At 59.1% G+C, this 24453-nt stretch carries 23 protein-coding genes and 1 pseudogene; 12 read left to right on the plus strand and 12 right to left on the minus strand.

What is annotated here, in order from left to right:
• Positions 1-171, plus strand: a 171-nt coding sequence (locus tag R3F72_RS06910) for a transposase (protein WP_332779334.1), incomplete at its 5' end; no start/stop codon positions are given.
• Between the two features lie 85 nt (positions 172-256).
• Positions 257-2797 carry a heavy metal translocating P-type ATPase gene (locus tag R3F72_RS06915; RefSeq protein WP_256961291.1) on the plus strand — a complete coding sequence of 847 codons (2541 nt, stop codon included), beginning with the start codon at positions 257-259 and terminating at the stop codon, positions 2795-2797.
• A gap of 521 nt (positions 2798-3318) precedes the next feature.
• Here R3F72_RS06915 and R3F72_RS06920 read toward each other — a convergent pair.
• Positions 3319-4224: a cation diffusion facilitator family transporter gene (locus R3F72_RS06920; protein WP_087719749.1), complete on the minus strand. Its 906-nt coding sequence runs from the start codon at positions 4222-4224 to the stop codon at positions 3319-3321.
• A gap of 133 nt (positions 4225-4357) precedes the next feature.
• Here R3F72_RS06920 and R3F72_RS06925 point away from each other — a divergent pair, with 133 nt between their 5' ends.
• Positions 4358-5611, plus strand: a complete 1254-nt coding sequence (locus tag R3F72_RS06925) for an IS256 family transposase (protein WP_332779276.1) — start codon at positions 4358-4360, stop codon at positions 5609-5611.
• Positions 5612-5929: 318 nt separating this feature from the next.
• Here R3F72_RS06925 and R3F72_RS06930 read toward each other — a convergent pair whose 3' ends face one another.
• The 7 genes and pseudogenes from R3F72_RS06930 to cyoA form a co-directional block, all read right to left on the minus strand.
• The gene (locus tag R3F72_RS06930) at positions 5930-6091 is read right to left on the minus strand and encodes a metal-sensing transcriptional repressor (protein WP_239496096.1); all 162 of its coding nucleotides are present in this window, start codon (positions 6089-6091) and stop codon (positions 5930-5932) included.
• Positions 6092-6167: 76 nt separating this feature from the next.
• A pseudogene (locus tag R3F72_RS06935) lies at positions 6168-6314 on the minus strand (IS3 family transposase); the annotation flags it as partial.
• An 81-nt stretch (positions 6315-6395) separates the two neighbouring features.
• Positions 6396-7340 carry a heme o synthase gene (cyoE, locus tag R3F72_RS06940; RefSeq protein ID WP_332779277.1) on the minus strand — a complete coding sequence of 315 codons (945 nt, stop codon included), beginning with the start codon at positions 7338-7340 and terminating at the stop codon, positions 6396-6398.
• Positions 7298-7630 (minus strand): cytochrome o ubiquinol oxidase subunit IV, encoded by a 333-nt coding sequence (gene cyoD, locus R3F72_RS06945; protein ID WP_332779278.1) that lies wholly within the window; start codon positions 7628-7630, stop codon positions 7298-7300. The genes cyoE and cyoD overlap by 43 nt, the downstream gene beginning before the upstream one ends.
• A gap of 1 nt (position 7631) precedes the next feature.
• A complete protein-coding gene (gene cyoC, locus R3F72_RS06950; RefSeq protein ID WP_332779279.1) occupies positions 7632-8249 on the minus strand; it encodes a cytochrome o ubiquinol oxidase subunit III in 618 nt (205 codons plus the stop codon).
• Between the two features lie 2 nt (positions 8250-8251).
• Positions 8252-10234, minus strand: coding sequence for a cytochrome o ubiquinol oxidase subunit I (gene cyoB / locus R3F72_RS06955; RefSeq protein ID WP_332779280.1), 1983 nt, complete (start codon positions 10232-10234; stop codon positions 8252-8254).
• Positions 10235-10238: 4 nt separating this feature from the next.
• The gene (cyoA, locus tag R3F72_RS06960) at positions 10239-11231 is read right to left on the minus strand and encodes a ubiquinol oxidase subunit II (protein ID WP_332779281.1); all 993 of its coding nucleotides are present in this window, start codon (positions 11229-11231) and stop codon (positions 10239-10241) included.
• 499 nt (positions 11232-11730) lie between these two features.
• On the opposite strand from cyoA, the gene R3F72_RS06965 reads away from it, so the two are divergent.
• The 3 genes from R3F72_RS06965 to yidD are packed head-to-tail and all read left to right on the plus strand — an operon-like array spanning position 11731 to position 12971.
• Complete coding sequence (locus tag R3F72_RS06965; RefSeq protein WP_087720341.1) at positions 11731-12174, plus strand: transcriptional repressor; 444 nt, start codon at positions 11731-11733, stop codon at positions 12172-12174.
• A gap of 36 nt (positions 12175-12210) precedes the next feature.
• Positions 12211-12654, plus strand: a complete 444-nt coding sequence (gene hisI, locus R3F72_RS06970; protein ID WP_087720342.1) for a phosphoribosyl-AMP cyclohydrolase — start codon at positions 12211-12213, stop codon at positions 12652-12654.
• An 8-nt stretch (positions 12655-12662) separates the two neighbouring features.
• Positions 12663-12971 (plus strand): membrane protein insertion efficiency factor YidD, encoded by a 309-nt coding sequence (yidD, locus tag R3F72_RS06975; protein ID WP_442978336.1) that lies wholly within the window; start codon positions 12663-12665, stop codon positions 12969-12971.
• On the opposite strand, the gene R3F72_RS06980 is transcribed toward yidD, so the two are convergent.
• Positions 12965-13393 (minus strand): SufE family protein, encoded by a 429-nt coding sequence (locus tag R3F72_RS06980; protein ID WP_087720343.1) that lies wholly within the window; start codon positions 13391-13393, stop codon positions 12965-12967. The two genes, yidD and R3F72_RS06980, sit on opposite strands and share 7 nt — an antisense overlap.
• Positions 13394-13570: 177 nt before the next feature.
• Here R3F72_RS06980 and R3F72_RS06985 point away from each other — a divergent pair, with 177 nt between their 5' ends.
• Positions 13571-14542: a DNA-binding protein gene (locus tag R3F72_RS06985; RefSeq protein WP_332779282.1), complete on the plus strand. Its 972-nt coding sequence runs from the start codon at positions 13571-13573 to the stop codon at positions 14540-14542.
• Between the two features lie 26 nt (positions 14543-14568).
• Here the strand turns inward: R3F72_RS06985 and R3F72_RS06990 are convergent, their stop codons facing one another.
• Together R3F72_RS06990 and nfuA are read right to left on the minus strand one after the other, a co-directional pair.
• Positions 14569-15549 (minus strand): TAXI family TRAP transporter solute-binding subunit, encoded by a 981-nt coding sequence (locus R3F72_RS06990; RefSeq protein ID WP_332779283.1) that lies wholly within the window; start codon positions 15547-15549, stop codon positions 14569-14571.
• Positions 15550-15779: 230 nt separating this feature from the next.
• Positions 15780-16367: a Fe-S biogenesis protein NfuA gene (nfuA, locus tag R3F72_RS06995; RefSeq protein WP_071231194.1), complete on the minus strand. Its 588-nt coding sequence runs from the start codon at positions 16365-16367 to the stop codon at positions 15780-15782.
• A gap of 197 nt (positions 16368-16564) precedes the next feature.
• Between nfuA and metH the strand changes: the two genes are divergently transcribed.
• The 3 genes from metH (at position 16565) to R3F72_RS07010 (ending at position 22655) form a co-directional block, all read left to right on the plus strand.
• On the plus strand, positions 16565-20344 hold the full coding sequence (metH, locus tag R3F72_RS07000; RefSeq protein ID WP_332779284.1) for a methionine synthase: 3780 nt from the start codon (positions 16565-16567) through the stop codon (positions 20342-20344).
• Positions 20345-20458: 114 nt separating this feature from the next.
• Complete coding sequence (locus tag R3F72_RS07005) at positions 20459-22111, plus strand: nitrite/sulfite reductase (protein ID WP_087720348.1); 1653 nt, start codon at positions 20459-20461, stop codon at positions 22109-22111.
• Positions 22104-22655: a DUF934 domain-containing protein gene (locus tag R3F72_RS07010; protein WP_087720349.1), complete on the plus strand. Its 552-nt coding sequence runs from the start codon at positions 22104-22106 to the stop codon at positions 22653-22655. Before R3F72_RS07005 ends, R3F72_RS07010 begins: the two co-directional genes overlap by 8 nt.
• A gap of 90 nt (positions 22656-22745) precedes the next feature.
• Here R3F72_RS07010 and smrA read toward each other — a convergent pair whose 3' ends face one another.
• Positions 22746-23345, minus strand: a complete 600-nt coding sequence (smrA, locus tag R3F72_RS07015; protein ID WP_087720350.1) for a DNA endonuclease SmrA — start codon at positions 23343-23345, stop codon at positions 22746-22748.
• Between the two features lie 175 nt (positions 23346-23520).
• Here smrA and R3F72_RS07020 point away from each other — a divergent pair, with 175 nt between their 5' ends.
• Both R3F72_RS07020 and R3F72_RS07025 read left to right on the plus strand, forming a co-directional pair.
• Entirely contained in the window at positions 23521-23946 is a 426-nt protein-coding gene (locus R3F72_RS07020) for a gamma-glutamylcyclotransferase family protein (RefSeq protein WP_303853320.1), read from the plus strand.
• A gap of 151 nt (positions 23947-24097) precedes the next feature.
• Positions 24098-24442: an arsenate reductase family protein gene (locus R3F72_RS07025; RefSeq protein WP_087720352.1), complete on the plus strand. Its 345-nt coding sequence runs from the start codon at positions 24098-24100 to the stop codon at positions 24440-24442.
• Positions 24443-24453 lie beyond the last annotated feature (11 nt).

Consider the following 24453-nt stretch of genomic DNA (forward strand, 5'->3'; position numbering starts at 1 on the left):
CGGCGTCGCAATGTGATAGAGCGTCTATTTGGCTGGATGAAGGAAAAGCGGCGACTTTGTACTCGCTACGACAAGCTGGCAAAAAGTTACCGTGCCATGGTCACGCTGGCCTGCATCGAGCGCTGTTACGGGTCTATTTTTCAGACAGAGCGTAGAAGGTTTAGAGTTTAAACACAGAAATTGAACGAGGTAACTTTTCATGCCAGCTACACATACCGAAGCATCCGGTAACACATACCAGTGGACCGTTCAAGGCATGGACTGTCCAAGCTGTGCCGGTAAGATCCGTGGTGCGGTGGAACGCTTGAAAGGCGTTTCCGACGTTCAGGTTTCGGTGATGAAGGAGACGCTGAGGCTTGGGCTGGACACGCAACAAACCTCGATGGAGCGTGTCGCGAAGACCGTCGAGCGACTTGGCTATTCCGTCCAATTCATGCCTGATTCTGATACTGCCAGTCCAGAAAACTCATCCGAATGTCATTCACCTTGCTGTGACGGTAACGCTCAAGACAACGACGCGGAAACGGTGACGGTACCTGATCGGGCCGACGCCGAGAGCACGCTCAGCTGGAAGGTCGGCGGCATGGACTGCGCCAGTTGCGCGGCGAAAATTCGTGGCGGTGTGGAGAACCTGCCGGGAGTCTCCGACGTCAAAGTGTCGGTCATGAACGAGACGCTCACGCTGAAGCTCGACGAACAGCAAACCTCGCCGGACAGCGTCGAGAAATCGATCAAGCGGCTCGGTTACAGTGTAACGCCGCGCACCGCCATAACCGGTAATGGCTCCAATGGCGCCAGCTCCACAGCTGACGAAGGCGTCGCCGAGGCAGTGTCGGCCTCACCGAAACGCTGGTTTCTGCATGGCAAGGGCCGGCTGGTGGTCATGACCGGGGCTGTCCTGCTGGCCGCTGTGGCGGTGCGCCTGGTGGCCTCGGAGTCTCTGGCTTATTGGGGCTTCATCCTGGCGTGTCTGGTCGGGCTGGTTCCCGTAGCGAAACGTGCTTTTTCCGCTGCACGAGCGGGCATGCCATTCACGATAGAAATGCTGATGACCATCGCTGCCGGTGGCGCGCTGATCATCGGTGCCGCCGAGGAGGCGGCGCTGGTGGTCTTCCTGTTCGCCGTCGGCGAAGTGCTTGAAGGGGTGGCCGCGGATCGTGCCCGCTCGAGTATTCGCGCGCTGGGTGATCTAGTGCCCAAGAGCGCGCTGGTCGAAGACGCACAGAGGGCGACTCGCAAGGTCAATGCCGCGAATCTGAAGATTGGTCAGATCGTCGTCGCGCGACCCGGCGACCGGATTCCTGCCGATGGGCAGATCGTTGAAGGAACGTCTTCTATCGATGAATCGCCGGTGACCGGTGAATCGGTGCCCAAGAGCAAGACCCTCGACGAGTCGGTCTTCGCCGGGTCCATCAATAATGATGCCGTGCTGCGTATTCGCGTCACCAAGGCGCCCGAAGACAATGCTATCGCGCGGATCATCCGCTTGGTGGAAGAAGCACAGGAAGCCCGTGCGCCCACCGAGCGTTTCATTGATCGCTTCAGCCGTGTCTATATGCCCGCTGTGGTCGGTACCGCGCTACTCGTTGCGATCATTCCTCCGCTACTTTTCGGCGGCGCTTGGGGTGAATGGACTTATCGAGCCCTGGCGCTGCTGTTGATTGGCTGCCCGTGTGCGCTGGTAATTTCGGTACCGGCTTCGATCGCCTCGTCGCTGTCTACCGGGGCACGCCGCGGGCTATTGTTGAAGGGGGGCGCGGTGATCGAGTCCACCGCCAAGGCTAGCCTCGTGACCTTCGACAAGACCGGCACCCTGACCGCCGGGAAACCAGTCGTTACCGACGTGCAAGCGGCTGCCGATGACCACGATGAGGCTGATGTCGTTGCCTTAGCCGCCAGTGTCGAGGCCGGCTCCAGCCACCCGCTCGCCGAGGCGGTGTTGAATCATGCCGAATCGCGTCATATCGCGTTTTCTCAAGGGTCGGACGCACGCGTCATCGCCGGCCATGGTGTCGAGGCAAGCGTGGACGGTCATCGTAGCTATGTCGGTTCGCCACGCTACGCTGAAGACCAGGGCGTACTGACAGAGGCTCTGAAGACGCGGATCGCTGCGCTGGAGGAGCAGGGCAAGACGGCCGTCGTGGTGTTTAGGGACGGCGCGATCGTCGGACTGATTGCCATGCGTGACGAGCCGCGCACGGACGCCATCGACGGCATCAAGGATCTCCAGGCACTGGGCATCCGCTCGGTGATGCTGACCGGTGACAACCCCCGTACCGCGAAAGCGATTGCCGATCCGCTGGGCATCGAGTTCCAGGCAGGCTTGCTGCCTGACGACAAGGTCACGGCAATCAAGGGAATGGTCGCCAAGGACCGGGTGATCATGGTGGGCGACGGGATCAACGACGCGCCTGCACTCGCCACCGCCGACGTCGGCGTGGCCATGGGCTCGGGCACCGATGTCGCCCTGGAAACGGCCGATGGCGCCTTGCTGCGTAATCGCGTGACCGACATAGCGACTATGATTCGTCTGGCTCGCGCCACCATGAACAATATTCGCCAGAACATCACCATCGCGCTGGGCCTGAAGGCGGTATTCCTGTTGACGACCATGTTTGGTCTGACCGGGTTGTGGGTGGCTATCATGGCTGATACCGGCGCCACCGTACTAGTGACGCTGAATGCGCTGCGTCTGTTACGGTTCGAGAATCGACAGGGCCCGACACGCGGCGGTGGAGCCTCCGTCAATGTGCCGCCGGAAAGCTCGGGCCAGGCCGCTTCGCCGGCGAGTGCTTGAAGGCGAGTGCTAGAGCTAGACATCGACCAGGGAAGGTGATCATGGATAGCATTTGGATGGTGTTCGGCCTGGCATTGCTTCCCGCGTTGGGAAACTTCGGTGGCGGGCTGGTTGCGGAGGTCTCGCGGACGCGTGGCATGTCGCATACACAGAAATAACGGATTATTGACATTGAGGACGACGGCGTGGGTATGGAAGCGTCCGCATTGTCGCAACTTGGTCAGCAAGAGAAACGCCTCAATGAAAGCAGCACGGTTCATGCTGTCCTATTGGCAGAACGCCGAGAGTCACATGGTCATCGTAGCGAGAATGGATTCATAAACACTTCCAGCCAGGCATAGAGCCCATGACATCTCCACACCCCCGATCTTGGCGTGGATATGCCGCTGGTCTCGTCAACCGAAAGGTGTCCGCACGACGGCAGGAGCGGTTCAGAAGCAGGCAAGCCCCCTAGGGGGCTTGCTATTCTTTATTGACGCTGTTACATGCAGCCTAGACGGGGCTCTGCTGCCTGTGGTCTCCTAATTCACATCACCAGCCCCGCAATCAGGATCGGCATCACAAACGTGACGGATAGCGGCATCCTCGGGTTGTAAGGTGGTGTGCTCAATACCGAAGCGCCCCCGCAATATCGTTTGCAACTGCGGCAGTATCTCTTCCCATCGTCCCATCGCTTCCACATCAATATGCGCCGCTAGAGCTTGACTGTTTGATGATAGGCTCCAGATATGCATGTCATGGATAGCAAAAACGCCGTCGACCCGGACAAGGGCGCAGCCGACTTCATGTGCATCGATTCCTTCTGGCACGCCTTCCATCAACACTTGCGTCACCTCACGCAGTAGTCGAACGGCGGATACCAGAATCAATAGGCTGACGAAAAGAGACAGGATCGGGTCCGCAATGGGCGGCCCGCCCAGATAAATGACCGCCCCGGCAACCAGCGCAGCGACCGAGCCCAGCAAGTCTCCCATTACGTGCAGGAGCGCTCCGCGAACGTTCATAGTCTGCTCTCCACGCATCAGCGCCCAAGCCACTGCGATATTCACCAGCAAACCGAGCCCGCCGATCGCCAAAACCATGCCACCGGCAACAGCGGGGGTGTCTGCCATGCGGCGGATCGCTTCATAGGCGATAAATACAATCACTCCGAACATAAACAGCACGTTAAACAGGGCTCCGAGAATTTCGGCGCGCTTGAGTCCAAAGGAATGCTGACGCGATGCCGGCTTCTTGGCCAGCCAAGCGGCGAAGGCACCAATCCCTAACGACAATGAATCGGTAAGCATGTGGCCTGCGTCCGATAACAGGGCAAGCGAATCAGCTATCAGGCCGCCGAATACTTCGACAGCTGCAAAACCTGTAGTGAAGACCAGTGCAAACAACAAGGTCTTGCCGCCACTATGGCTATGATTGTGGTCTGACATTGATGCCTCCTTCGTATATTGGCCATCGAGATTGAGCTATGGTGATTTCTGGTGTATGAGAGAAGGTAGGAAGGGTGGCGTATCCTGTTGATTGATCACGACCAAGATCTCAATCAACACGAGTGGATACGCCATGACCGATTCTACCCTCCGAGCCTTATCGCAGCCAGAACCCGAGGCCACCGACCCGTTGCATGAGTTGCTGCGCCAAGGGGCACGAGACCTGATCGCCAAGGCCGTGGAAGCCGAACTGGCCACTTTCCTGGCCCAGTATGCCGACACGACCCTGGCGGATGGTCGACAGGCGGTGGTACGCAACGGCCATTTGCCGGAGCGCACTGTGCAGACCGGCATCGGTGAGGTCACCGTCAAGGTCCCCAAGGTACGGGATCGGAGTGGCGGCCAGGCCTGCTTCAACAGTACCCTGTTGCCGCCCTATCTGAAGCGGGCCCGCAGCATCGAGGAGTTGATCCCCTGGCTTTATCTCAAGGGCATCTCCACTGGCGACTACCAGGAGGCCCTGTCGGCCCTGCTGGGTGACCAGGCGAAGGGCTTGTCGGCCAACACGGTTTCGCGATTGAAAGCCCACTGGCTCGACGAGCACAGGGCTTGGTGTCAGCGGGACCTGTCGGATCGCCGTTACGCCTACTGGTGGGCCGACGGTGTCTACAGCAATGTGCGAGTGGATGACCGTCTGTGCCTGCTGGTGGTCATTGGCGTTACCGAGCAAGGGCGAAAGGAACTGGTGGCCGTCGAGGATGGCTTTCGCGAGTCGGCGGCCAGTTGGGAGACCCTGTTGACGGGCCTGCGTGAACGCGGCCTGACTACGGCTCCCAAACTGGCGGTCGGCGACGGCGCCATGGGGTTCTGGGCGGCGTTGAACAAGGTCTACCCGGAAACCGACCATCAACGCTGCTGGGTTCACAAGACGGCTAACGTACTGAATAAGTTGCCGAAGTCTGTTCAGCCCAAGGTCAAGGCAGACCTGCATGACATCTGGATGGCCGAGACCCGCGACGAGGCACACAAGGCCTTCGATCGCACTCTGAAACGCTTCGAGGCCAAGTACCCCAAGGCGATGGCGTGCCTGGCCAAGGATCGGGAGTCGCTGCTGGCGTTCTACGACTACCCGGCAGAGCATTGGGTGCATATCCGCACCACTAACCCGATCGAGTCATCCTTCGCCACGGTCCGTCTGCGCAGCAAGCGGAGCCGGAACTGCGGCTCTCGGGCGACGACCCTGTCGATGGTATTCAAGTTGCTTCAGAGCGCCCAAAAACGCTGGAGACGTATCAAGCACTTCCAGAAGCTGGAACTGGTCGTCAGCAACGTCAAGTTCCAGGACGGAGAGCAGATAACCGATCAATCAGACAGGAATGCGGCCTGACCGTCATCCACCAGATTTGACAATAACTCATCGAGATTCCCCGCGAGCCGCTCTCACTCTCTATCAGGCCATTGGGTCGATATGTTTTTCCGCGCTAATGAAAGGCAGTTTGCACCTGCCACATTACGATTGGATATATTCACAAAGGAAGCCGTGGCTCGCCACGGCTGTCGTCCCGTAGCAGAAGTCATCCTAGTCGCTGGTGATCGTCGTACCGGCGCCAGTGCCTTTGAGCCTTTTCTTCGAGCGGGTGGTGGTGGTCTTGCTTTTTTACTCTCATTCATTTTGAGTCTTCCGTGTGCCAGGCTTTTATCTGCCTTACTTGAGGTAGGACTTAATGACCTGTAGTACCGCGTCCAAGTCTTGTTGCCGCTGCGCCAGTTCGGGCTCCCTGACGACGTGATCAGTCAGGTGCCCCTCCATGACGGCGGCCATCAACCCATTCACCGCCCCGCGAATCGCGGCGATCTGTTGCAGCACTCATCGGCACGCTTTTGTGATCGATAGCCATCACACGAAATGGCCATCGTGAAATAACGAAGAGGCACAAGGAACGTCATGCATGCATGTAGGGGCGCTGCTGGTTGTAGCGCAGCATCAGGTAGAAGCCGATATCCCGTAAAGCCTAACGCACCGATAAGTAACCGGTCGCGGACATCCATTCGCTCTTGTAGCTTCGAAATAACCGCTCCATGGACAAATTGGCCCCGCTTGGAGCGGCGGCTTCTCACATTGTGGGCGGACTTAAACCAGGGGGAAGGTCAATCCGTCAATCTCGATCCGATCATCCTGATGCAAGCGACAGCAGCGATTCGGCTATCGGCATTCGGCTATCCAGTGACATCATGACACTCAATGCAGTTACCACCACGATCGAGATACCGAAGACCTTGCGAGCCCAGGCTTGATCATTGGTGGTTCGGAAGCCTCTGAGCGTAATACTGAGCCAGTAACCGCCCACGGCAACGGCAACGATGGCGTAGGCCCATCCGGTATAGCCGGCAACCGATAGCATGACCGAGGCGATCACGAACAGCACCGTGTAGATCACGATATGTCGCTTGGCCACCGCGATGCCGTGCTTCACCGGTAGAACGGGTATCGATGCCGAGGCGTAGTCGTCGAAGCGAAAGATGGCAATCGCATAGGAGTGCGGCATCTGCCACATGCTGAAAATGATCAGCAATAGCAGGGCACCCAGATCGAACGTGCCCGTCACCGCACAGTATCCGATCACCGGTGGCGATGCGCCGGATAAACTTCCGATCAGCGTGCTGTAGACCGAGTGACGCTTGAGATAGAGACTATAAGCGCCAACGTAGATAGCGAAACCAAATGCCGCGAATCCGGTAGCCAACGGCGTCGTCATCCACGCCAGCAGGCCAAAACCGACGATACCCAGCAAGCACCCGAACAGCAGGGCGATCGGAATCGAAATCTCGCCGGTCACCATGGCCCGGGATCGAGTCCGCGCCATATGGCCGTCGATATCACGGTCGATCACGTTATTGAAAACGCATCCTGATGCCACGACCAGCGAAGTGCCTAACACCGTTGCCAGGAATAACCATGGCTCGAAATGGCCACCGGCGGCCAAAAAATAGCCGCCGATGACTGTTACGAGATTACCGAAGATGATGCCGGGCTTGGTAAGCAGCAAATAGGGCTTAAAGGCCATTTGCGGGCTTAGTTCAGCATCATGTTGATGTGGATGTTGTGCATGATCCATAGCGAACCACCAACGATCAGGCCGAGAATACCGACGGTAAAGACGATAGAAACGAAGTTCCAGCCGCCTTCGGCCTTGGTATTCAGGTGCATGAAGAGAATCAGCTGCACGAGAACCTGAATCACGGCAGTCACCACGACCGTGACCATCATGACCGGGATGCTGAAGCTGCCGGTCATGACCACGCCGAAGGCAATCAGCGTAAGCACGATCGAAAGAATCAACCCGATGATGTAGGACTTGTAGCTGCCATGACTGGCGCCATCGTGCGAAGTGTGAATATCGCTCATGTCACATGGCTCCTATCAGATAGACGAAGGAGAAGACGCAGATCCAGACGATGTCCAGGAAGTGCCAGAACAGGCTGAGGCACAGCATTCGGGGTTTGGTCACACTGTCCAGCCCGCGTTTGGATATCTGGAAGAACATGATCGCGATCCAGATCAGGCCAAAGGTCACGTGCAGACCATGGGTCCCCACCAGGGTGAAGAAGGCTGACAGGAAGGCGCTACGGTCCGGACCGTAGCCTTCGGCGATGAGGTTATGGAATTCGTACACCTCCATCGCGACGAAGCCAAAGCCCAGCAGGAACGTTACCGCCAACCACTTGAGGACGGCGCCGCGGTCGCCAGCATTCTGCGCCAAGACCGCCAGACCGAAGGTGAAACTACTGATCAACAGCAGGAACGTCCCGACCAGCACGAAAGGTAGCTCGAAGATCTCCTGCGAGGTCGGACCACCCGCAGTGGCGTTGGCCAGCACCCCAAAAGTGGCGAACAGCGTCCCGAAGATCACCAGATCGCTCATCAGGTAGATCCAGAACCCGAAGATCTTCATTGCACCCGCGTCGTGGTGCTCATGCCCGTCGTGGGCATGAGCGTCATGTTGCTTGATTGTGTCGGTTGCCATGATTAAGCCTGCATCTCCAACCGTTTGTGGTATTCACGTTCGGTCTTTTCGACCTCCGCGGCGCTGACGTGGTAGTCGGTATCGTTATTGAAGATACGGAACATGAACGTCACGAACATGCCGATGGCCCCCAGACCCGCCAGCCACCAGATGTGCCAGATCAAGGCAAAGCCGAAGAACAGGGAGAACAGGGACAGGATCGGCCCTTCCGCCGTGTTCCTGGGCATGTGGATGTCCTCGAACTTGGTCGCCAGCTCGCGCTTGAAGCCACCCGGCTGCTGCTTCATCTCCCAATAGGCGTCGATAGAATCGACCTTCGGCAGATAGGCGAAGTTGTAGTTCGGGGGCGGAGAGGAGGTGGACCACTCCAGCGTACGGCCATCCCAAGGGTCGCCGGTGAGATCGCGGTTTTTCTCGCGGTCACGAACACTGACGATCATCTGGATGATGACACAGGCGATACCCATGGCGATAACCACGGCGCCGATCCAGGCCACGATCATCAATGGCTGCCATTCGCTTTGCTCGTAGGACTGCATACGACGCATGGCACCGAAGAAGCTCAGCGCGTAGAGCGGCATGAAGGCGAGGTAGAAGCCCACCAACCAGCACCAGAAGGAACGCTTGCCCCATTTTTCATCCAGCTTGAAGCCGAACGCCTTCGGGAACCAGTAGGTCAGGCCGGCCAGCATGCCGAACACCACGCCGCCGATGATGACGTTGTGGAAGTGGGCGATGACGAACAGGCTGTTGTGCAACACGAAGTTCGCGCCCGGCACGGCCAGCATGACGCCGGTCATGCCACCCAGGGTAAAGGTGATGATGAAGCCGATGGTCCACAGTACCGGTGTCGTGAACTGAATGCGGCCGCGGTACATGGTAAACAGCCAGTTAAAGATCTTCACCCCGGTCGGGATGGCGATGATCATCGTCATGATGCCGAAGAAGGCGTTGACGTTGGCGCCCGCACCCATGGTGAAGAAGTGGTGCAGCCATACGATGAAGGAGAGCACCGTAATGGCAGCCGTTGCCCAGACCATCGTCTTGTAGCCAAACAGACGCTTCTTGGTAAAGGTCGAGATGACCTCGGAAAAGACGCCAAAGGCCGGCAGAATCAGGATATAGACTTCAGGGTGGCCCCAGGCCCAGATGAGGTTGACGTACATCATCTGGCTGCCGCCCATGTCATTCGTGAAGAAATGCATGCCCAGATAGCGGTCCAGCGTCAGCAGGGCGATAGTGGCCGTCAGAATCGGGAACGACAGAATGATCAAGACGTTGGCACACAGTGCCGTCCAGGTGAAGATCGGCATGCGGAACAGTGTCATGCCCTTGGTGCGCATCTTCAGGATGGTGACGAAGAAGTTGATACCCGTCAGCGTGGTCCCGATCCCCGATATCTGCAATGCCCAGATCCAATAGTCGACCCCAACGCCTGGACTGTATTTCAACTCCGATAGCGGCGCGTAGGCCAGCCAGCCGGTCTTGGCGAACTCGCCGATAACCAGAGACATGTTCACCAGAATCACGCCCACCGCGAACAGCCAGAAACTCAGGTTGTTCATGAACGGGAAGGCCACGTCGCGAGCGCCGATCTGCAGCGGCACGACCAGATTCATCAAACCGATGACCATGGGCATGGCGACGAAGAAGATCATGATGACACCGTGGGCGGTGAAGATCTGATCGTAGTGTTCGGGAGGCAGATAGCCCTCGGCGCCACCGGCAGCAATGGCTTGCTGCGTTCGCATCATGATCGCATCGGCGAAGCCGCGAATCAGCATGACGAGGGCGACGAGGAAGTACATCACACCGATCTTCTTGTGATCGATCGACGTTACCCACTCGGTCCAGAGGTAGCCCCATTTGCGATAGTAGGTAATCAGACCGACGATCAGCGCACCGATGATGCCGATGGCCGCCGCGGTGACCATGATGATCGGTTCGTGAAATGGAATCGAATCTAAGCTGAGTTTTCCGAACATGACGTTACTCCGCTGCCTGCGCACTCATGGGCATTGAAGACTCCCGTGCTTCGTTTTGCTCGCCATGACTGTCGCTGCCGCCATGACTCGCTTTGTAACTATTGATCAGGTCGCCGTAGAAATCAGGCGAAACCTGAGAGAAATACTCCACCGGATGGGCAATGGAAGGCTCGGCGATCTGTTCATAGTCTTCCGGGAACATCATGGTGTTGGGTGACTGCTTGATCTTGTCGACCCATGCCTGGAAATCCGCATCCGACGTTACGTGTGTGTCGAACAGCATTTCCGAGAAGCCTTCGCCGCTGTACTGGGTCGAACGGCCACGGAAGGTGCCGATCTCGTTGCCTTCGAGATAGACATCGTTGTCCATACCGGCCATGGCGTAGATCTGGCTACCCAGCGTCGGAATCATGAACGAGTTCATGACGGTGCCGGAGGTCACGCGGAAGTGAACCGGCGTGTCGACGGGAATGGCCAGCTCGTTGACGGTGGCGATGCCTTCGTCCGGATAGATGAAGAGCCATTTCCAGTCGAGCGAAATCGCATCGATGGTCATCGTTTCATCTTCGCTGGCGATCGGCTTGTGCGGGTCGTAGGAGTGCGACGTCTGCCAGGTCAGAATGGCGAGGAAAAAGATGATGACGCACGGAATTGCCCAGACAAATATCTCGATGATGTTCGAATGTTCCCAGTTTGGCGTGTACTTGGCCGCGAGATTGGTCCCGCGATATTTCCACGCAAACAGAATGGTCATCACAATGACCGGAATGACCACGATCAACATTAAGCCAAAGGCCGTGACGATCAGCGATTTCAGACCCTGACCAATCTCGCCGGTCGGATCCATCAGCGCTGAGCCACAGCCGCTCAACAACAATGGCGCGGTTAACCACGTCATCACACTCAAATACTTGAGGGAGTTCCTTTTTCTCATCTCACGACCCCAGTGGAGGAAAGCTTTTCGGCCCTGCAACAATCGGTTAGCGGCCTGCATCATACGCCGCTAGCCAGGGCTGACAACTCTGACACGACGCGCAATGGCGTACCGAGCATCGGACGTCGCCAACGAAGTAGGGATTTCGCGGTAGGCATTGTACCGAAAAAACGGCTGTTAATCAGACGTTGAGGAGAAACTGGCTGTCAGTGTGGCGATTTGTCGCAGAATGTCGCGCGCTATTTTTTCGCCGCTTTCTTCAGCGTAGCGCAACTCGATGGTGACCCCAGGATATTTCGAAATATGGCATACGAAAAACGATATCGAAGCGTGCCTGCGAACCGAGGGCCAGCCGCAGATGAACCGGTAGAATCGTATTCCCGCTTAACTTCGCATAATATATATTATGTTAAATGCACTATACGACCCTCATTCTTGCATACGCTGGTATGTCGGATTCCCACGAATGGTGATCGTCCCCGTCCGGGGGTTCCTTGTTCGGTGGTCCCTTCCAGCGCTAACGCGTAGAATGTGGCCCTCTCGATACTTACCGGGAAGTTCGATGCTCGATTCGGATGTGCTGCTCAGACAGGCAGATCAACAGTGTCAGGAACGCGGCGTACGCTTTACGCCGATCCGCCGTCGCGTACTGGAAATGATCTCCGGCACGCCGGGTGGTCTCAAAGCCTACGATCTGCTCGGTCGCCTGTCGGACGAACATGCGTCAGCGAGACCGCCAACGGTCTATCGGGCACTGGATTTTTTGATCGAGCAAGGTCTGGTCCATCGCATCGAATCGCTCAATGCCTACATCGCCTGTCCGTGCCCCGAGCATGTCCATCGGTTCCAGCTGCTGATCTGTCGTCACTGCGGACGTGTCGAGGAACTCCATCAGGAAGCCGTCGGTGAAATGCTGGCATCCACGGCACGGGAACGCGGGTTCACGATCCAGCGCCAGACCATCGAGCTGCTCGGCGCCTGCGACGCCTGTCTCGACAAGGCCTGATCACGCAAAGCTCACCTTCAGCTCGACGGAACTCTCATGTCCGGTTTTTTCCACGATCTCGAACAATCGCCCACCCATACCCAGGTGCCGCTATCCGACTTGCTGTCGGCGGCCAAGTGGAATGACGACGGATTGATACCTGCCATTGCCCAGCAGCATGATAGCGGCGAAGTGTTGATGATGGCCTGGATGAATCGCGCCTCACTGGAAGAGACGCTGTCGACGGGCCGAGTCTGCTACTGGTCTCGCTCGAGACAGGCTTTCTGGCGCAAAGGCGAAACCTCGGGTCAGCAGCAGCATCTCGTCGAGGCGCGATTCGACTGCGACGGAGACACCCTGCTTCTCAAGGTCGACCAATCCGGCCCCGCTTGCCACAGCGGCCGCCGTAGCTGCTTCTACCTCCGGCTCACGCCGACGGCTGGGGAAATCGACAGCGAGCCGTTGATATCGAAGGAAGAACTCTACGGCGGAAAGCGCTGAGGCGTGACGTGATCGCCAAGCTCGCGACCTGGCTGATGACCGCCGTCATTCAGGGCTATCGCTACGGCATCAGCCCCCTGCTCGGCCCGCGCTGCCGATTCTGGCCGACCTGTTCCAGCTATGCGCTGGAAGCCATTCGCCTTCATGGCCCCTGGCGTGGAGGCTGGCTGACCTTGCGACGCCTGTCGAAATGCCATCCCTTCCACGCCGGCGGCGTCGATCCGGTGCCGGAACCTCAGCGGAAATCCTGCCACTGCCGGCCGGACAACGGCGCTGGCGACGACAAGCGAGACGGTAACGAACCGGGCGGTCAGTGAATCTGTTGGTGGGCCTGGGCTTCACGAGCGATGGCGTAGATCCGCTCGATCATGGCATGCAGGCCGTTACTGCGCGTCGGAGACAGGTGCTTGTCCAGGCCCAACTCGGTGAGGAACTGGGGCTCGCCCTCGAGAATTTCCTGCGGTTCGCGATCATCGTAGACGCGCATCAGAATGGCGATCAACCCGCTGACGATGGCCGCATCCGATGTGGCCAGAAAATGCAGTCGCCCCGCTTCTTGCGTGGATCGCAGCCATACATTCGACTGACACCCTTCGATCTTGTAGGCCGCCACCTTGTCCGACTCGGGATAGTCAGGCAGCTGGCGTCCCATGTCGATGATGTACTGATAACGATCCATCCAGTTATCGAACATCGAGAATTCATCCAGCAACTCGGCCTGGGCCTGTCCAATACTCATGACGCCTCCTATATTTGAATATCTTCATTATAGGGCCTGGGCGAACGTATCCCCATAGAGGAGATGATCTGATATGACACGGAAATTTTTACGTATACACTTTACGTAAAGCATCTATGCTGTATCCCGAGAGTTCTCAGAAGCTCCAGGATCATTCGCAACACAAGGGAATTCGACATGGCACGAAATGGAATTCGTTACGATGACGTCTGCCACGCCATCGACACGTTGCAGAAACGTGGCGAGGCGGCCAGCGTTCAGAAGATACGTGAGCTTCTCGGCACGGGCAGCTACACCACGATCAGCGACCATCTGCGGGAATGGCGATTGCGCCAGAATGGGGATTCGGTGCAATCCATCCCGCGCACCCTCGAGCGCCCGGAAGGCCTGGATATCTGGGTAGCCGATATCTGGGACAAGGCACAACAGGCAGCTTACGAAAAGCTCGCGATCTACCGGCAGGAAGCCGACGAGCAGATCCGCGAGGCCGACGAGATCAGTCATCAGGCGCAACGCCAGAGCGAGAATGCCGAGCAGCGGCTGCAGGCACTCAACGACCATATGCTCCGCGTTCAGGAACGGCTCGAGACCAAGACGACGGAAGCCGCTCATCTCCAGGCCGAACTCCAGTCACTGCAATCCGCCCAAAGCCAACAGCAGAAGCGCATTCTGCAACTCGAGCAGGCCTGCCAGCGCCACCAGTCCAGTCTGGAGCAGGCCGAAAGACAGCACCGCGACGCGATGGCCAAACAGCATCAGGCCAATCAGGCCAAGCTCGCGCAGGAAGAAAAACGCCACGAATCAGCAGAGACGCGGCTGATGGGATTGCTGGAAGATGCCCGTCAGGAGCGCTTGAAACAGGAAAGACAGTACGAGCAGCGCCTGACCTCGCTGGATCAGCGCTGCGAACGCTTGCAGCAGGATCTCTCCGAACAGCGCCGGCAGTATGGTCAGCTTCAGGAATCGCTGCGTGCAGACAAGGTGCACATGGAACAGACCGAGAGTGAAAAGCGGGTCAGCGATGACCGGGTCAAATCCATGCAGCAGGAACGCCAGCGGCTGGAGAGCGAGCTCAAGAATCTACGGGTAGCCAACCGGGAGCTTCACGAGCGTCTGTCTCGTGCTGCCCTGCCCCCAACGGCCAGTTGAAGCCTGCCGAAGCCTGCCACCTCGAGTCATTCGCTGCCGGGTGGCAGCAAACCGACCTCTTCGTAGTAGCGTCTCGCGCCTGCATGCAGCGGTACGGTCAACCCTTCGTGAACCATGGCGGACGGGGTCAATGTCGCCAGCGAAGGGTGTGACCGGCGAAACGCATCCAGGTGCTCGAATACCGCCTTGACCAGTTGGTAGACTCTTTCCTCGTCGACATCCTTGCGCGACAGTAACGTCGCCCGAACACCGAAGGTCACGGTGTCGTCGGGATTATTGGCATAGGTGCCACCGGGGATCACGGTGAGGCCGTAGTACGGCATCTGCTCGATCAGCGCATCCACCTCAGGACCCGCCACATTGACCAGATGGGCTCCGCAGCCCCGAGTCGCCTCGTCGATCGCCTGCGAGGGATGGCCCACCACATACAGGAACGCATCCAGTTTCCCGCTGCACATGACTCGGCTCATGTCCGTAGGCTTCAGCTCGCTGGCCAGCGCAAAGATGCCTTCCGTCTCCCCCTTCATTTCCAGCAACAAGTTGAGCGTGGCGCGCTGGCCGGAGCCAGGGTTGCCAACGTTGACTCGTCTGCCCTCGAGGTCGTCGAAATTGCGAATCTCGGGTGGCTTGGCGACCACGGTAAACGCCTCGGCATGCAGCGAGAAAAGCGCTCTTACACCCTCGTTGGGTCCGCTATCGTAGAACTGCTCGGTGCCGTGGAAGAGCGCATACTGAATATCCGACTGGACGATGCCGAAATCCAGATCGCCGTTGCGAATGGCGCTGGCGTTGTAGAGAGAGCCGCCGGTCGTCAACGCCTGGCACGCCGTCCCCGTGGCCTGCCGGTACAGCTCGCACATGGCCTTCCCTACCGGTAGATAGACACCAGCGCTTCCACCGGTACCGATCACGAGCGGGGAATCCGCCCATGCAGGCAGACAGGTAGATATCAAAAGGAAAAAAACCAGATGACCACGGCAAAGCCGCTTTCCACGTGACGAACGCATTGACTGATCTCCGCTACCAGCACTGCTGGATCGTTCAATCCTGTTTTAGATAACTATCGGCCATAGGCGGAGAAGCTGAAATTCGACACGAACTCGCAACGAGACAATAACCATACAAACAAATGCGGGGGAGCCCCTGCTGAAGGCTCCCCCGCAGAAAATGATCCCCGGTTCCGCCCGAAGCGCGCTCTGGCGCTATCTCAGCGACAAACCGTAGTCGTGGAGATTACTCAATAGTAGGCATTGGTCGTATCGGTGTGATCGGTCACGTCGCGAATGCCTGCCAGTTCCGGGATACGCTCCATCAGGGTCTTTTCCACCCCTTCCTTGAGCGTCAGATCCACTGCCGCGCAGCCCTGGCAGCCGCCACCGAACTGCAGCACGGCGATCTGCTCCTCGGTCAGTTGAATCAGACGGATCTCGCCGCCGTGAGACGCCAGGCCCGGGTTGATTTCGCTGTAGAGGATGTAGTTGACGCGATCCTCGAGCGGACTGTCGGCGTTGACCTTCGGCATCTTGGCGTTGGGCGCCTTGATGGTTAGCTGACCACCCATACGGTCTGGATTGAAGTCGACGACGGCCTCTTCCAGGAACGGCACGCTATTCTTGTCGAGATAGACGCTGAATTTCTCCAGCTCGAGCCGCTCGTCGCTCGGCTCTTCTTCCCCCGGGCGACAGTAGGCAAGGCAGGTCTCGGCGTACGGCGTACCGGGCTGCGTGATGAAGACACGTACGGCGATATCGTCGACGTTCTGCTTGGCCAGCAATTCGGCCAGATATTCCTGGCCGCTTTCGGTGATCTGAATCGGTTGGCTCATGAGACTGCGAACTCTGCTTGAGATGTACCGTTATGGTAGGAAAAAGCGGCCACCAAAACAATCCCGAGTGATTTAGTCAGGCTTGTGGCCGGATCGCCGTTAAAGTCCCGCCACATGCCCCTTTCTGATACCATGCGGCCCCCTGGCGTCTCGGACGGGACGCAAATCGTTTCCCTCGCTGTTGGAGAGTTGCCATCATGCCTGCCATTGACACCGCTGCTTCGCCCGATCCGTTGAGCCAGGCACTGAGACAGACGCTAGGCGAGCGCATCGTGATCCTCGATGGCGGCATGGGCACGATGCTGCAGGATTATCGCCTCGAGGAAGCGGACTTCCGTGGCAAGCGCTTTGCCGACTGGCCCAGCGAGCTCAAGGGCAACAACGACCTGCTCACGCTGACGCGCCCGGATATCGTCGAATCGATCCATCGAGCCTACCTCGAAGCCGGGGCGGACATCGTCGAGACGAACACGTTCAACAGCACGCGGCTCTCGCAGTCGGATTACGGCATGGAGTCGCTGACGGCCGAGCTCAACCGCGAGGCTGCCCGCCTGGCACGCGAAGTCTGCGATGCGGTCGCCGCGGAAACCGGCATCCCGCGCTATGTCGCCGGCGTGCTGGGCCCGACCTCACGCACCGCATCGCTGTCGCCGGACGTCAATGACCCCGCCAAGCGCAACGTGACATTCGACCAACTGCGCGACAACTACACCGAAGCCGCCACGGCCCTGATCGAAGGCGGCGCCGATCTGATCCTGATCGAGACGATCTTCGACACGCTCAATGCCAAGGCCGCGATCTACGCACTGGAAGCGCTGTTCGAGTCCCGCGGCGAGCGCGTACCGGTGATGATCTCCGGCACCATTACCGATGCCTCCGGGCGTACGCTCTCCGGCCAGACCACCGAGGCGTTCTGGAACGCCGTGCGTCATGCCCAGCCGCTGTCGATCGGCTTGAACTGTGCGCTTGGTGCCGAAGAGCTTCGGCCCTATCTCGAGGAACTTTCCAACAAGGCCGACACCTTCGTTTCCGCTCACCCCAATGCGGGGCTTCCCAACGAGTTCGGCGAGTACGACCAGAGCGCCGAGGAGATGGCGGCGATCGTCGGCGAGTTTGCCCGGAGCGGTCTGATCAACGTCATTGGCGGCTGCTGCGGTACGACCCCGGAACACATCGCGGCGGTCAAGCGCGCCGTCGACGGCGTGGCGCCCCGCCCTATTCCTGAGCGCCCTGCCGCCTGCCGCCTGTCCGGCCTCGAACCGTTCAACATCGAAGCGGACTCGTTGTTCGTCAATGTCGGCGAACGCACCAACGTGACCGGCTCCGCGCGTTTCAAACGCTTGATCCAGGAAGAGGATTACACCACGGCACTGGAAGTCGCACTCGAGCAAGTCGAGAACGGCGCGCAGGTCATCGACATCAACATGGACGAAGGCATGCTGGAGTCCGAGGAAGCCATGGTGCGCTTCCTCAACCTGATCGCCGGCGAGCCCGATATCGCGCGCGTCCCGATCATGGTCGACTCCTCGAAGTGGTCGATCATCGAGGCCGGCCTCAAGTGCATTCAGGGCAAGGCAATCGTCAACTCGATCTCGTTGAAGGAAGGCGAAGCGTCGTTTCGTCACCAGGCCAACGAGTGCCGCCGTCACGGTGCCGCCGTCGTGGTGATGGCGTTCGACGAGGAAGGCCAGGCCGATACCTTCGCGCGCAAGACCGAAATCTGTGAGCGCGCCTATCGGCTGCTGGTCGACGATATCGGTTTCCCCGCCGAAGACATCATCTTCGACCCCAATATCTTCGCCATCGCCACCGGGATCGAGGAGCACAACAACTACGCCGTGGACTTCATCGAGGCGACCCAGTGGATTCACCGGAATCTGCCCCATGCGATGATCTCCGGCGGCGTTTCCAACGTCTCGTTCTCGTTCCGCGGTAACAACCCGGTGCGCGAAGCGATTCATTCGGTATTTCTCTATCACGCCATCAAGGCCGGCATGTCGATGGGGATCGTCAACGCCGGCCAGCTGGCAGTCTATGACGACCTCCCGGCCGAGCTGCGTGAAGCCGTGGAAGATGTCGTGCTCAATCGTCGCGACGACGGCACCGAACGGCTGCTCGACATTGCCGAGCGCTATCGTCAAAACGGAGGCGGCGATGGCGGCGGCGCGCAGAAGAAGGAAGACCTCGAGTGGCGTAGCTGGGAAGTCGACAAGCGTATCGAACACGCGCTGGTCAAGGGCATCACCGCCTATATCGAAGCCGACACGGAAGAAGCCCGGTTAGCTGCCGAACGCCCGATCGAGGTGATCGAAGGCCCGCTGATGGATGGCATGAACGTGGTCGGCGACCTGTTCGGTGCCGGCAAGATGTTCCTGCCTCAGGTGGTCAAGTCGGCCCGCGTGATGAAGCAGGCCGTCGCTTATCTCATCCCGTATATCGAAGCGGAAAAATCCGGCGAGGTGCAGTCCAAGGGCAAGATCGTCATGGCGACGGTCAAGGGCGACGTTCACGACATCGGCAAGAACATCGTCGGTGTGGTACTGCAGTGCAACAACTACGACGTGATCGACCTCGGCGTCATGGTACCCGCCGACAAGATCCTCAAGACCGCGCGCGAGGAAAATGCCGACATTATCGGCCTTTCCGGCCTGATTACCCCCTCGCTCGACGAGATGGTTCACGTCGCCAAGGAGATGAAACGACAGGGCTTCGAGCTGCCGCTGCTGATCGGCGGCGCGACGACCTCGAAAGCCCATACCGCGGTCAAGATCGCGCCCCAGTACGACGAGCCGGTGATCTACGTCAGTGACGCCTCCCGCGCCGTGGGTGTTGCCAGCCGCCTGCTCTCGCCGACGCAAAAGCCGGATTATTTTGCCGAGATCCGGCAGGAGTACCAGCAGGTTCGCGAGCGCAACGCCAAGCGCCGTCCCAAGGCCGCCGATCTCGACTACGCCGCGGCCAGGGAGCAACGGCTCAAGATCGACTGGGACCAGTTCGAGCCGGTCAAGCCGATCCAGCCCGGGCTCACCGTGTTCGACGACTACGATCTCGAAGAGCTGGTCGAGTTCATCGACTGGACGCCCTTCTTCATGACCTGGCAACTCTCGGGCAAGTACCCGCGCATCCTCGACGACAAGGTGGTCGGCGAGGCCGCACGCAATCTGTTCCGCGATGCCCAGGCCATGCTGCGCAAGCTGATCGACGAGCGACACATTCAGGCGCGTGGCGTGATCGGCCTCTGGCCGGCCAACAGCATCGATGACGATGTCATCGAAGTCTACGCGGATGAAAGTCGCGAAACCGTGATCGAACGGCTCCATCATATTCGCCAGCAGAGTACCAAGGGTCGGGATGGTATCTGCCACAGCCTGGCCGACTTCATCGCCCCGCGCTATCTGGATGGCGGCAAGCCCAGCGACAAGCTCGACTGGATCGGCGGGTTTGCGGTCACGACCGGGCACGGTGCCGACGAACTGGCCAAGCGCTTCGAGGCCGCGGGAGACGATTACAACGCCATTCTGGTCCAGGCACTGGCCGACCGACTGGCGGAGGCGTTCGCCGAGCGGCTCCACGAGCGCGTACGCAAGGAGTTTTGGGGATACGTGCCGGAGGAAAGCCTGGACAACGACGCCCTGATCGCCGAGAAATATCAGGGCATCCGCCCCGCTCCCGGTTACCCGGCCTGCCCCGACCACACCGAGAAGGCCACGCTGTTCCGCCTGCTCGAGGCCACCGATAACACCGGCATCACCCTGACCGACAGCTATGCCATGTGGCCGGCCGCGGCGGTGTCCGGCTGGTATTTCGCCCATCCGGCGTCGAAGTATTTCTCCACCGGCAAGATCGGCCGAGATCAGGTCGAGTCACTGGCACGACGCAAGGCGATGCCGATGGCGGAACTGGAACGTTGGCTATCGCCTGTGCTCTCCTATGATCCTGACGATTATAGAGACGCACGCTCGGCACAAGCATCCTGACCGCCGTGTTATGACGATAAAGCAAGAAATTATGAGTATTTATTCTTTTGTAGAATAAAGCGCTCGCGGTAAGGTGCACCCATTGGCAATCCATGACTAGCAGGATCAGGCCCGATGTATCGCTACGATTCTTATGACCAGACGCTCGTCGACGAGCGCGTTGCGCAGTTCCGTGACCAGATGGATCGCTACCTTGCCGGCAAGCTCGGTGAGGAAGAGTTTCGTCCGGTCCGGCTGCAGAATGGCCTCTATATTCAGCGCCACGCGCCGATGCTGCGCATCGCCATCCCTTACGGCATGCTGAGCAGCCATCAGCTGCGGGCGCTGGCGACCATTACCCGTCGCTACGATCGCGGCTACGGCCACTTCACCACACGCCAGAACCTGCAGCTCAACTGGCCGGCACAGGAAGACGTACCCGATATCCTGGCGGACCTGGCCAAGGTACAGATGCACGCGATCCAGACCAGCGGCAACTGCATCCGCAATACCACCAGCGACCAGTTCGCCGGGATTGCCAAGGACGAAGTGGTCGATCCGCGCCCCTGGTGCGAACTGATCCGTCAGTGGTCCACGCTGCACCCCGAGTTCGCCTACCTGCCGCGCAAGTTCAAGATTGCCGTCACGGGTGCCACCGAAGATCGCGCCGCGATTCACGTCCACGACATCGGCCTGCGGCTGTTTTTGAACGACGCCGGCGAACTCCGCTTCCGCGTGCTCGCCGGCGGCGGCATGGGCCGCACGCCGATGATCGGCGAAGTGGTCCGTGCCGATCTGCCCTGGCAGCACCTGCTCACCTATCTCGAGGCCATCGTCCGCGTCTACAACCAGTTCGGTCGTCGCGACAACAAGTTCAAGGCCCGAATCAAGATTCTGGTCAAGGCGCTGGGCATCGAGGAGTTCACGCGTCGCGTCGAAGCCGAATGGGCTCACCTCAAGGACGGCAGCCAGACGCTAAACGAAGACGCGGTGAACGAAGCACGCACCCACTTCCCCGAACCCGATCGCCGGCCGGTGGCGGAATCGGCCATTGTCGCTTACGAGAAGCTGCGCCAGGAGAACCGGGCTTTCGCTCGCTTCGTGACCAACAACGTCATGGATCACAAGGTGCCGGGCTACAAGGCAGTGACCTTGTCGCTCAAGCGTCGCGAGCATGCGCCGGGCGACGTCACCGCCGATCAGATGGATGCCGTGGCGGATCTCGCCGAAACCTTCGGCTTCGGTGAGCTGCGCGTCACCCACGAGCAGAACCTGGTGCTCTCCGACGTTCCGGTCGACGAAATCGAAGCCTTGTGGCAGCAGCTCGAGGCGCTGGGCATGGCCAATCCTACCGTGGGCACGCTTAACGACATCATCTGCTGCCCCGGCGGCGACTACTGCTCGCTGGCCAACGCGGTGTCGATCCCCATCGCCCAGGCGATACAGGAGCGCTTCGACGACTTGGATTACCTCTATGATCTGGGACCGATCGATCTCAACATCTCCGGCTGCATGAACGCCTGCGGGCATCACCACGTCGGCAACATCGGCATTCTCGGCGTCGACAAGAAAGGCGAGGAGTACTACCAGATCTCGCTGGGCGGCAACGCCGACGACGACGTGTCGCTGGGCAAGATTCTGGGCCCCTCCTTCTATCGGGAGGACGTCCCGGACGTGATCGACAAGGTGCTGCAGGTCTACGTCGAAAAGCGGCTGGACGAAGAGCGTTTCCTCGATACCTATCGCCGTATCGGCCACCAACCGTTCAAGGAGCGCGTCTATGCCTGACCATACGCCTGAATTATCGCCCGAGCCGGATCTTCAGGCAGCCCCGGCTGCCACTGCCACGAGCGCACTGATCAAGCTGGAAAAGCACGTGACCGATACGTGGGTGCTATCCCGCAGCGACGAGGCGTTACCGGATCAGCGCCCCGCCATCGTGCCGCTGGCGCTCTGGCAATACCATGCCGACCGCGATGATCTGGCCCCGTGGCTGCCGAGCGACACCGAGCTGACGCCAGCGCTGGCGGCCTCGCTGGAAAAGGCGGCATTGGTCGCGGTCGACTTCCCCGCGTTCACCGATGGCCGTGGATATACGCTGGCCAGGCTCCTGCGCGAGCGGTTCGGTTACGCCGGCGAAGTTCGTGCCATCGGCGACGTGCTGATCGACCAGCTCTATTATATGAGTCGCTGTGGCTTCGATGCACTGGCGCTGCGGGAAGACCAGGACATCGAATCCGCCCTGAATGCGCTGAAGGCCTTCAGCGTCAGCTACCAGCCCGCGGTGGATCTGAGCGAGCCACTTTTCGCTCGCCGCCTGCGAGAGCGGTAAGCCGGCAACGGTTTCCGTATCGATCGGCAAAGACCCCAGCTTCGGCTGGGGTCTTTGCGTTGCACTCACTCTTTCGTTCTTGGCGGCGCCTCAGCCCCGCCGCTTTTGCTGACGCTCCCGGTTGCGCGCCCTGGCGCGATCGGACTTGCGCAGCATCACGAAAGTGGCCCCCATCCCGCCTTGCTGAGGCGGCGCCGTACTGAACGCCTGTACCTGCTCGAACTGCCTGAGCCAGTGATTGAGATACGACCGCACGATGTTGGCGTGCCCATCGTCATCACGAGCGCGCCCGTGAACGATGAGAACGCTGCGCAGGTCGTGCTCGTAGGCATCGCGGAGAAAGCCGAATACCGCGCGACGGCACTCGATCACCGGCATGCGCATGATGTGCAGACGCGCCTCGGCATCATAGCCGCCATGACGCAATCGCTCCAGTACGCCAATCTGAATACCGTCACGGCGAAATTCGATGGGATCATGCGCACCAACCAGGTCGACGAACTCATCGGAGAGAAAATCGCGTTCATCTTCGTTGGTCTGCAAGGCACTCTCGCGGCGCGCCAGCTGGGCATCGGAGGGTGACGTCTGGGCCCGAACCATCGCGACCTTATCGCGACCCTTTTTGAGGGGTTGCACATCGTTACCCAAGGCTTCGCGGAATGCCTGGTAGTCGTTGGCAGCGTGACTCATGATGGCGTTCCTCCGTCAGTAACGTGGTTAGCGCTTGGACTTCAAATGCTAGCATGGGGTTCGATGTGATGATCAATGTCATGGCACCCCTCTTGCCGACAGGCAGTATCAGTATCTTGTGGAGATAGATGACAATGGTTCTCGCACCCCGCCATGCCGATAGGAATTTTTCGTGATGCGACGCTTTTGCAAATGGCTTTTCATCTTGCTGATCGTAGGAGTCGCCATCGGTGCCGGAGGCTTCTGGTACACCTTCATGAGCCCGTATGGCTACCACCCTTCGGAAACTGCCGTTATCGACGAGCGGATTCCGGAGCAGGACGTTTTCGTCTATGGCACGCTGCGCTACGACTGGCTGCGCTGGATCATTATGGGCAAGCCAATCGAAACGCGTGAGGCGACATTGTCGGGATATCATCGTCAGGATCTCGACATCCAGCCACAGCCGGGTGCCGAAGTGCATGGTGAGGTTCTGACGATCGACCCTGCCGCCCTGAAAGCGCTGGACCGTTACGAACGGCTGGGCATTCGATACACGCGTGAAAGCGTCAAGCTTGCCGACGGTACTACTGCCTGGGTCTATAAACGATTGCCCGATTGAATGGATAACAAAATAAGATAACGGTATAAAGTTTCGGATGTCCCATTCCAACACTCAATTGAGGCGCCATTGCCACAACCGCTACAATGCGGTTATCGCCCTCAGCATATTTTTGTAAAGACGCTCTGCCATACAAGGTCCTCTCGTCCCGATGTCAACGCTCACGCTGTACCACAATCCTCGCTGCTCCAAGTCACGCGAAGCCTTGGCCCTGCTGGAGTCTCGAGGCATTCAGGTCATCGAACATCGCTACCTGTCCTACCCTCTTTCCCGCGAGCAACTGGAGGGCCTGGCCAGGCGCCTGGGCGACGATGCCGACCGCATACTGCGTCGCGAAGAACCAGAGTGGAAAGCTCTGAGCATCGAAGAACCGACACGAACCCAGATCATCGACGCCATAGCCGAACATCCGCGTCTCATGCAACGACCGATCGCCGATGACGGCGAATACGCGGTCATCGGACGTCCGCCACAGGCTGTTCTTCAACTGATCTAATCATCCTGATT

The sequence above is a fragment of the Salinicola sp. 4072 genome (assembly GCF_036663415.1).
GTDB classification, from domain to species: Bacteria; Pseudomonadota; Gammaproteobacteria; order Pseudomonadales; family Halomonadaceae; genus Salinicola; species Salinicola salarius_A.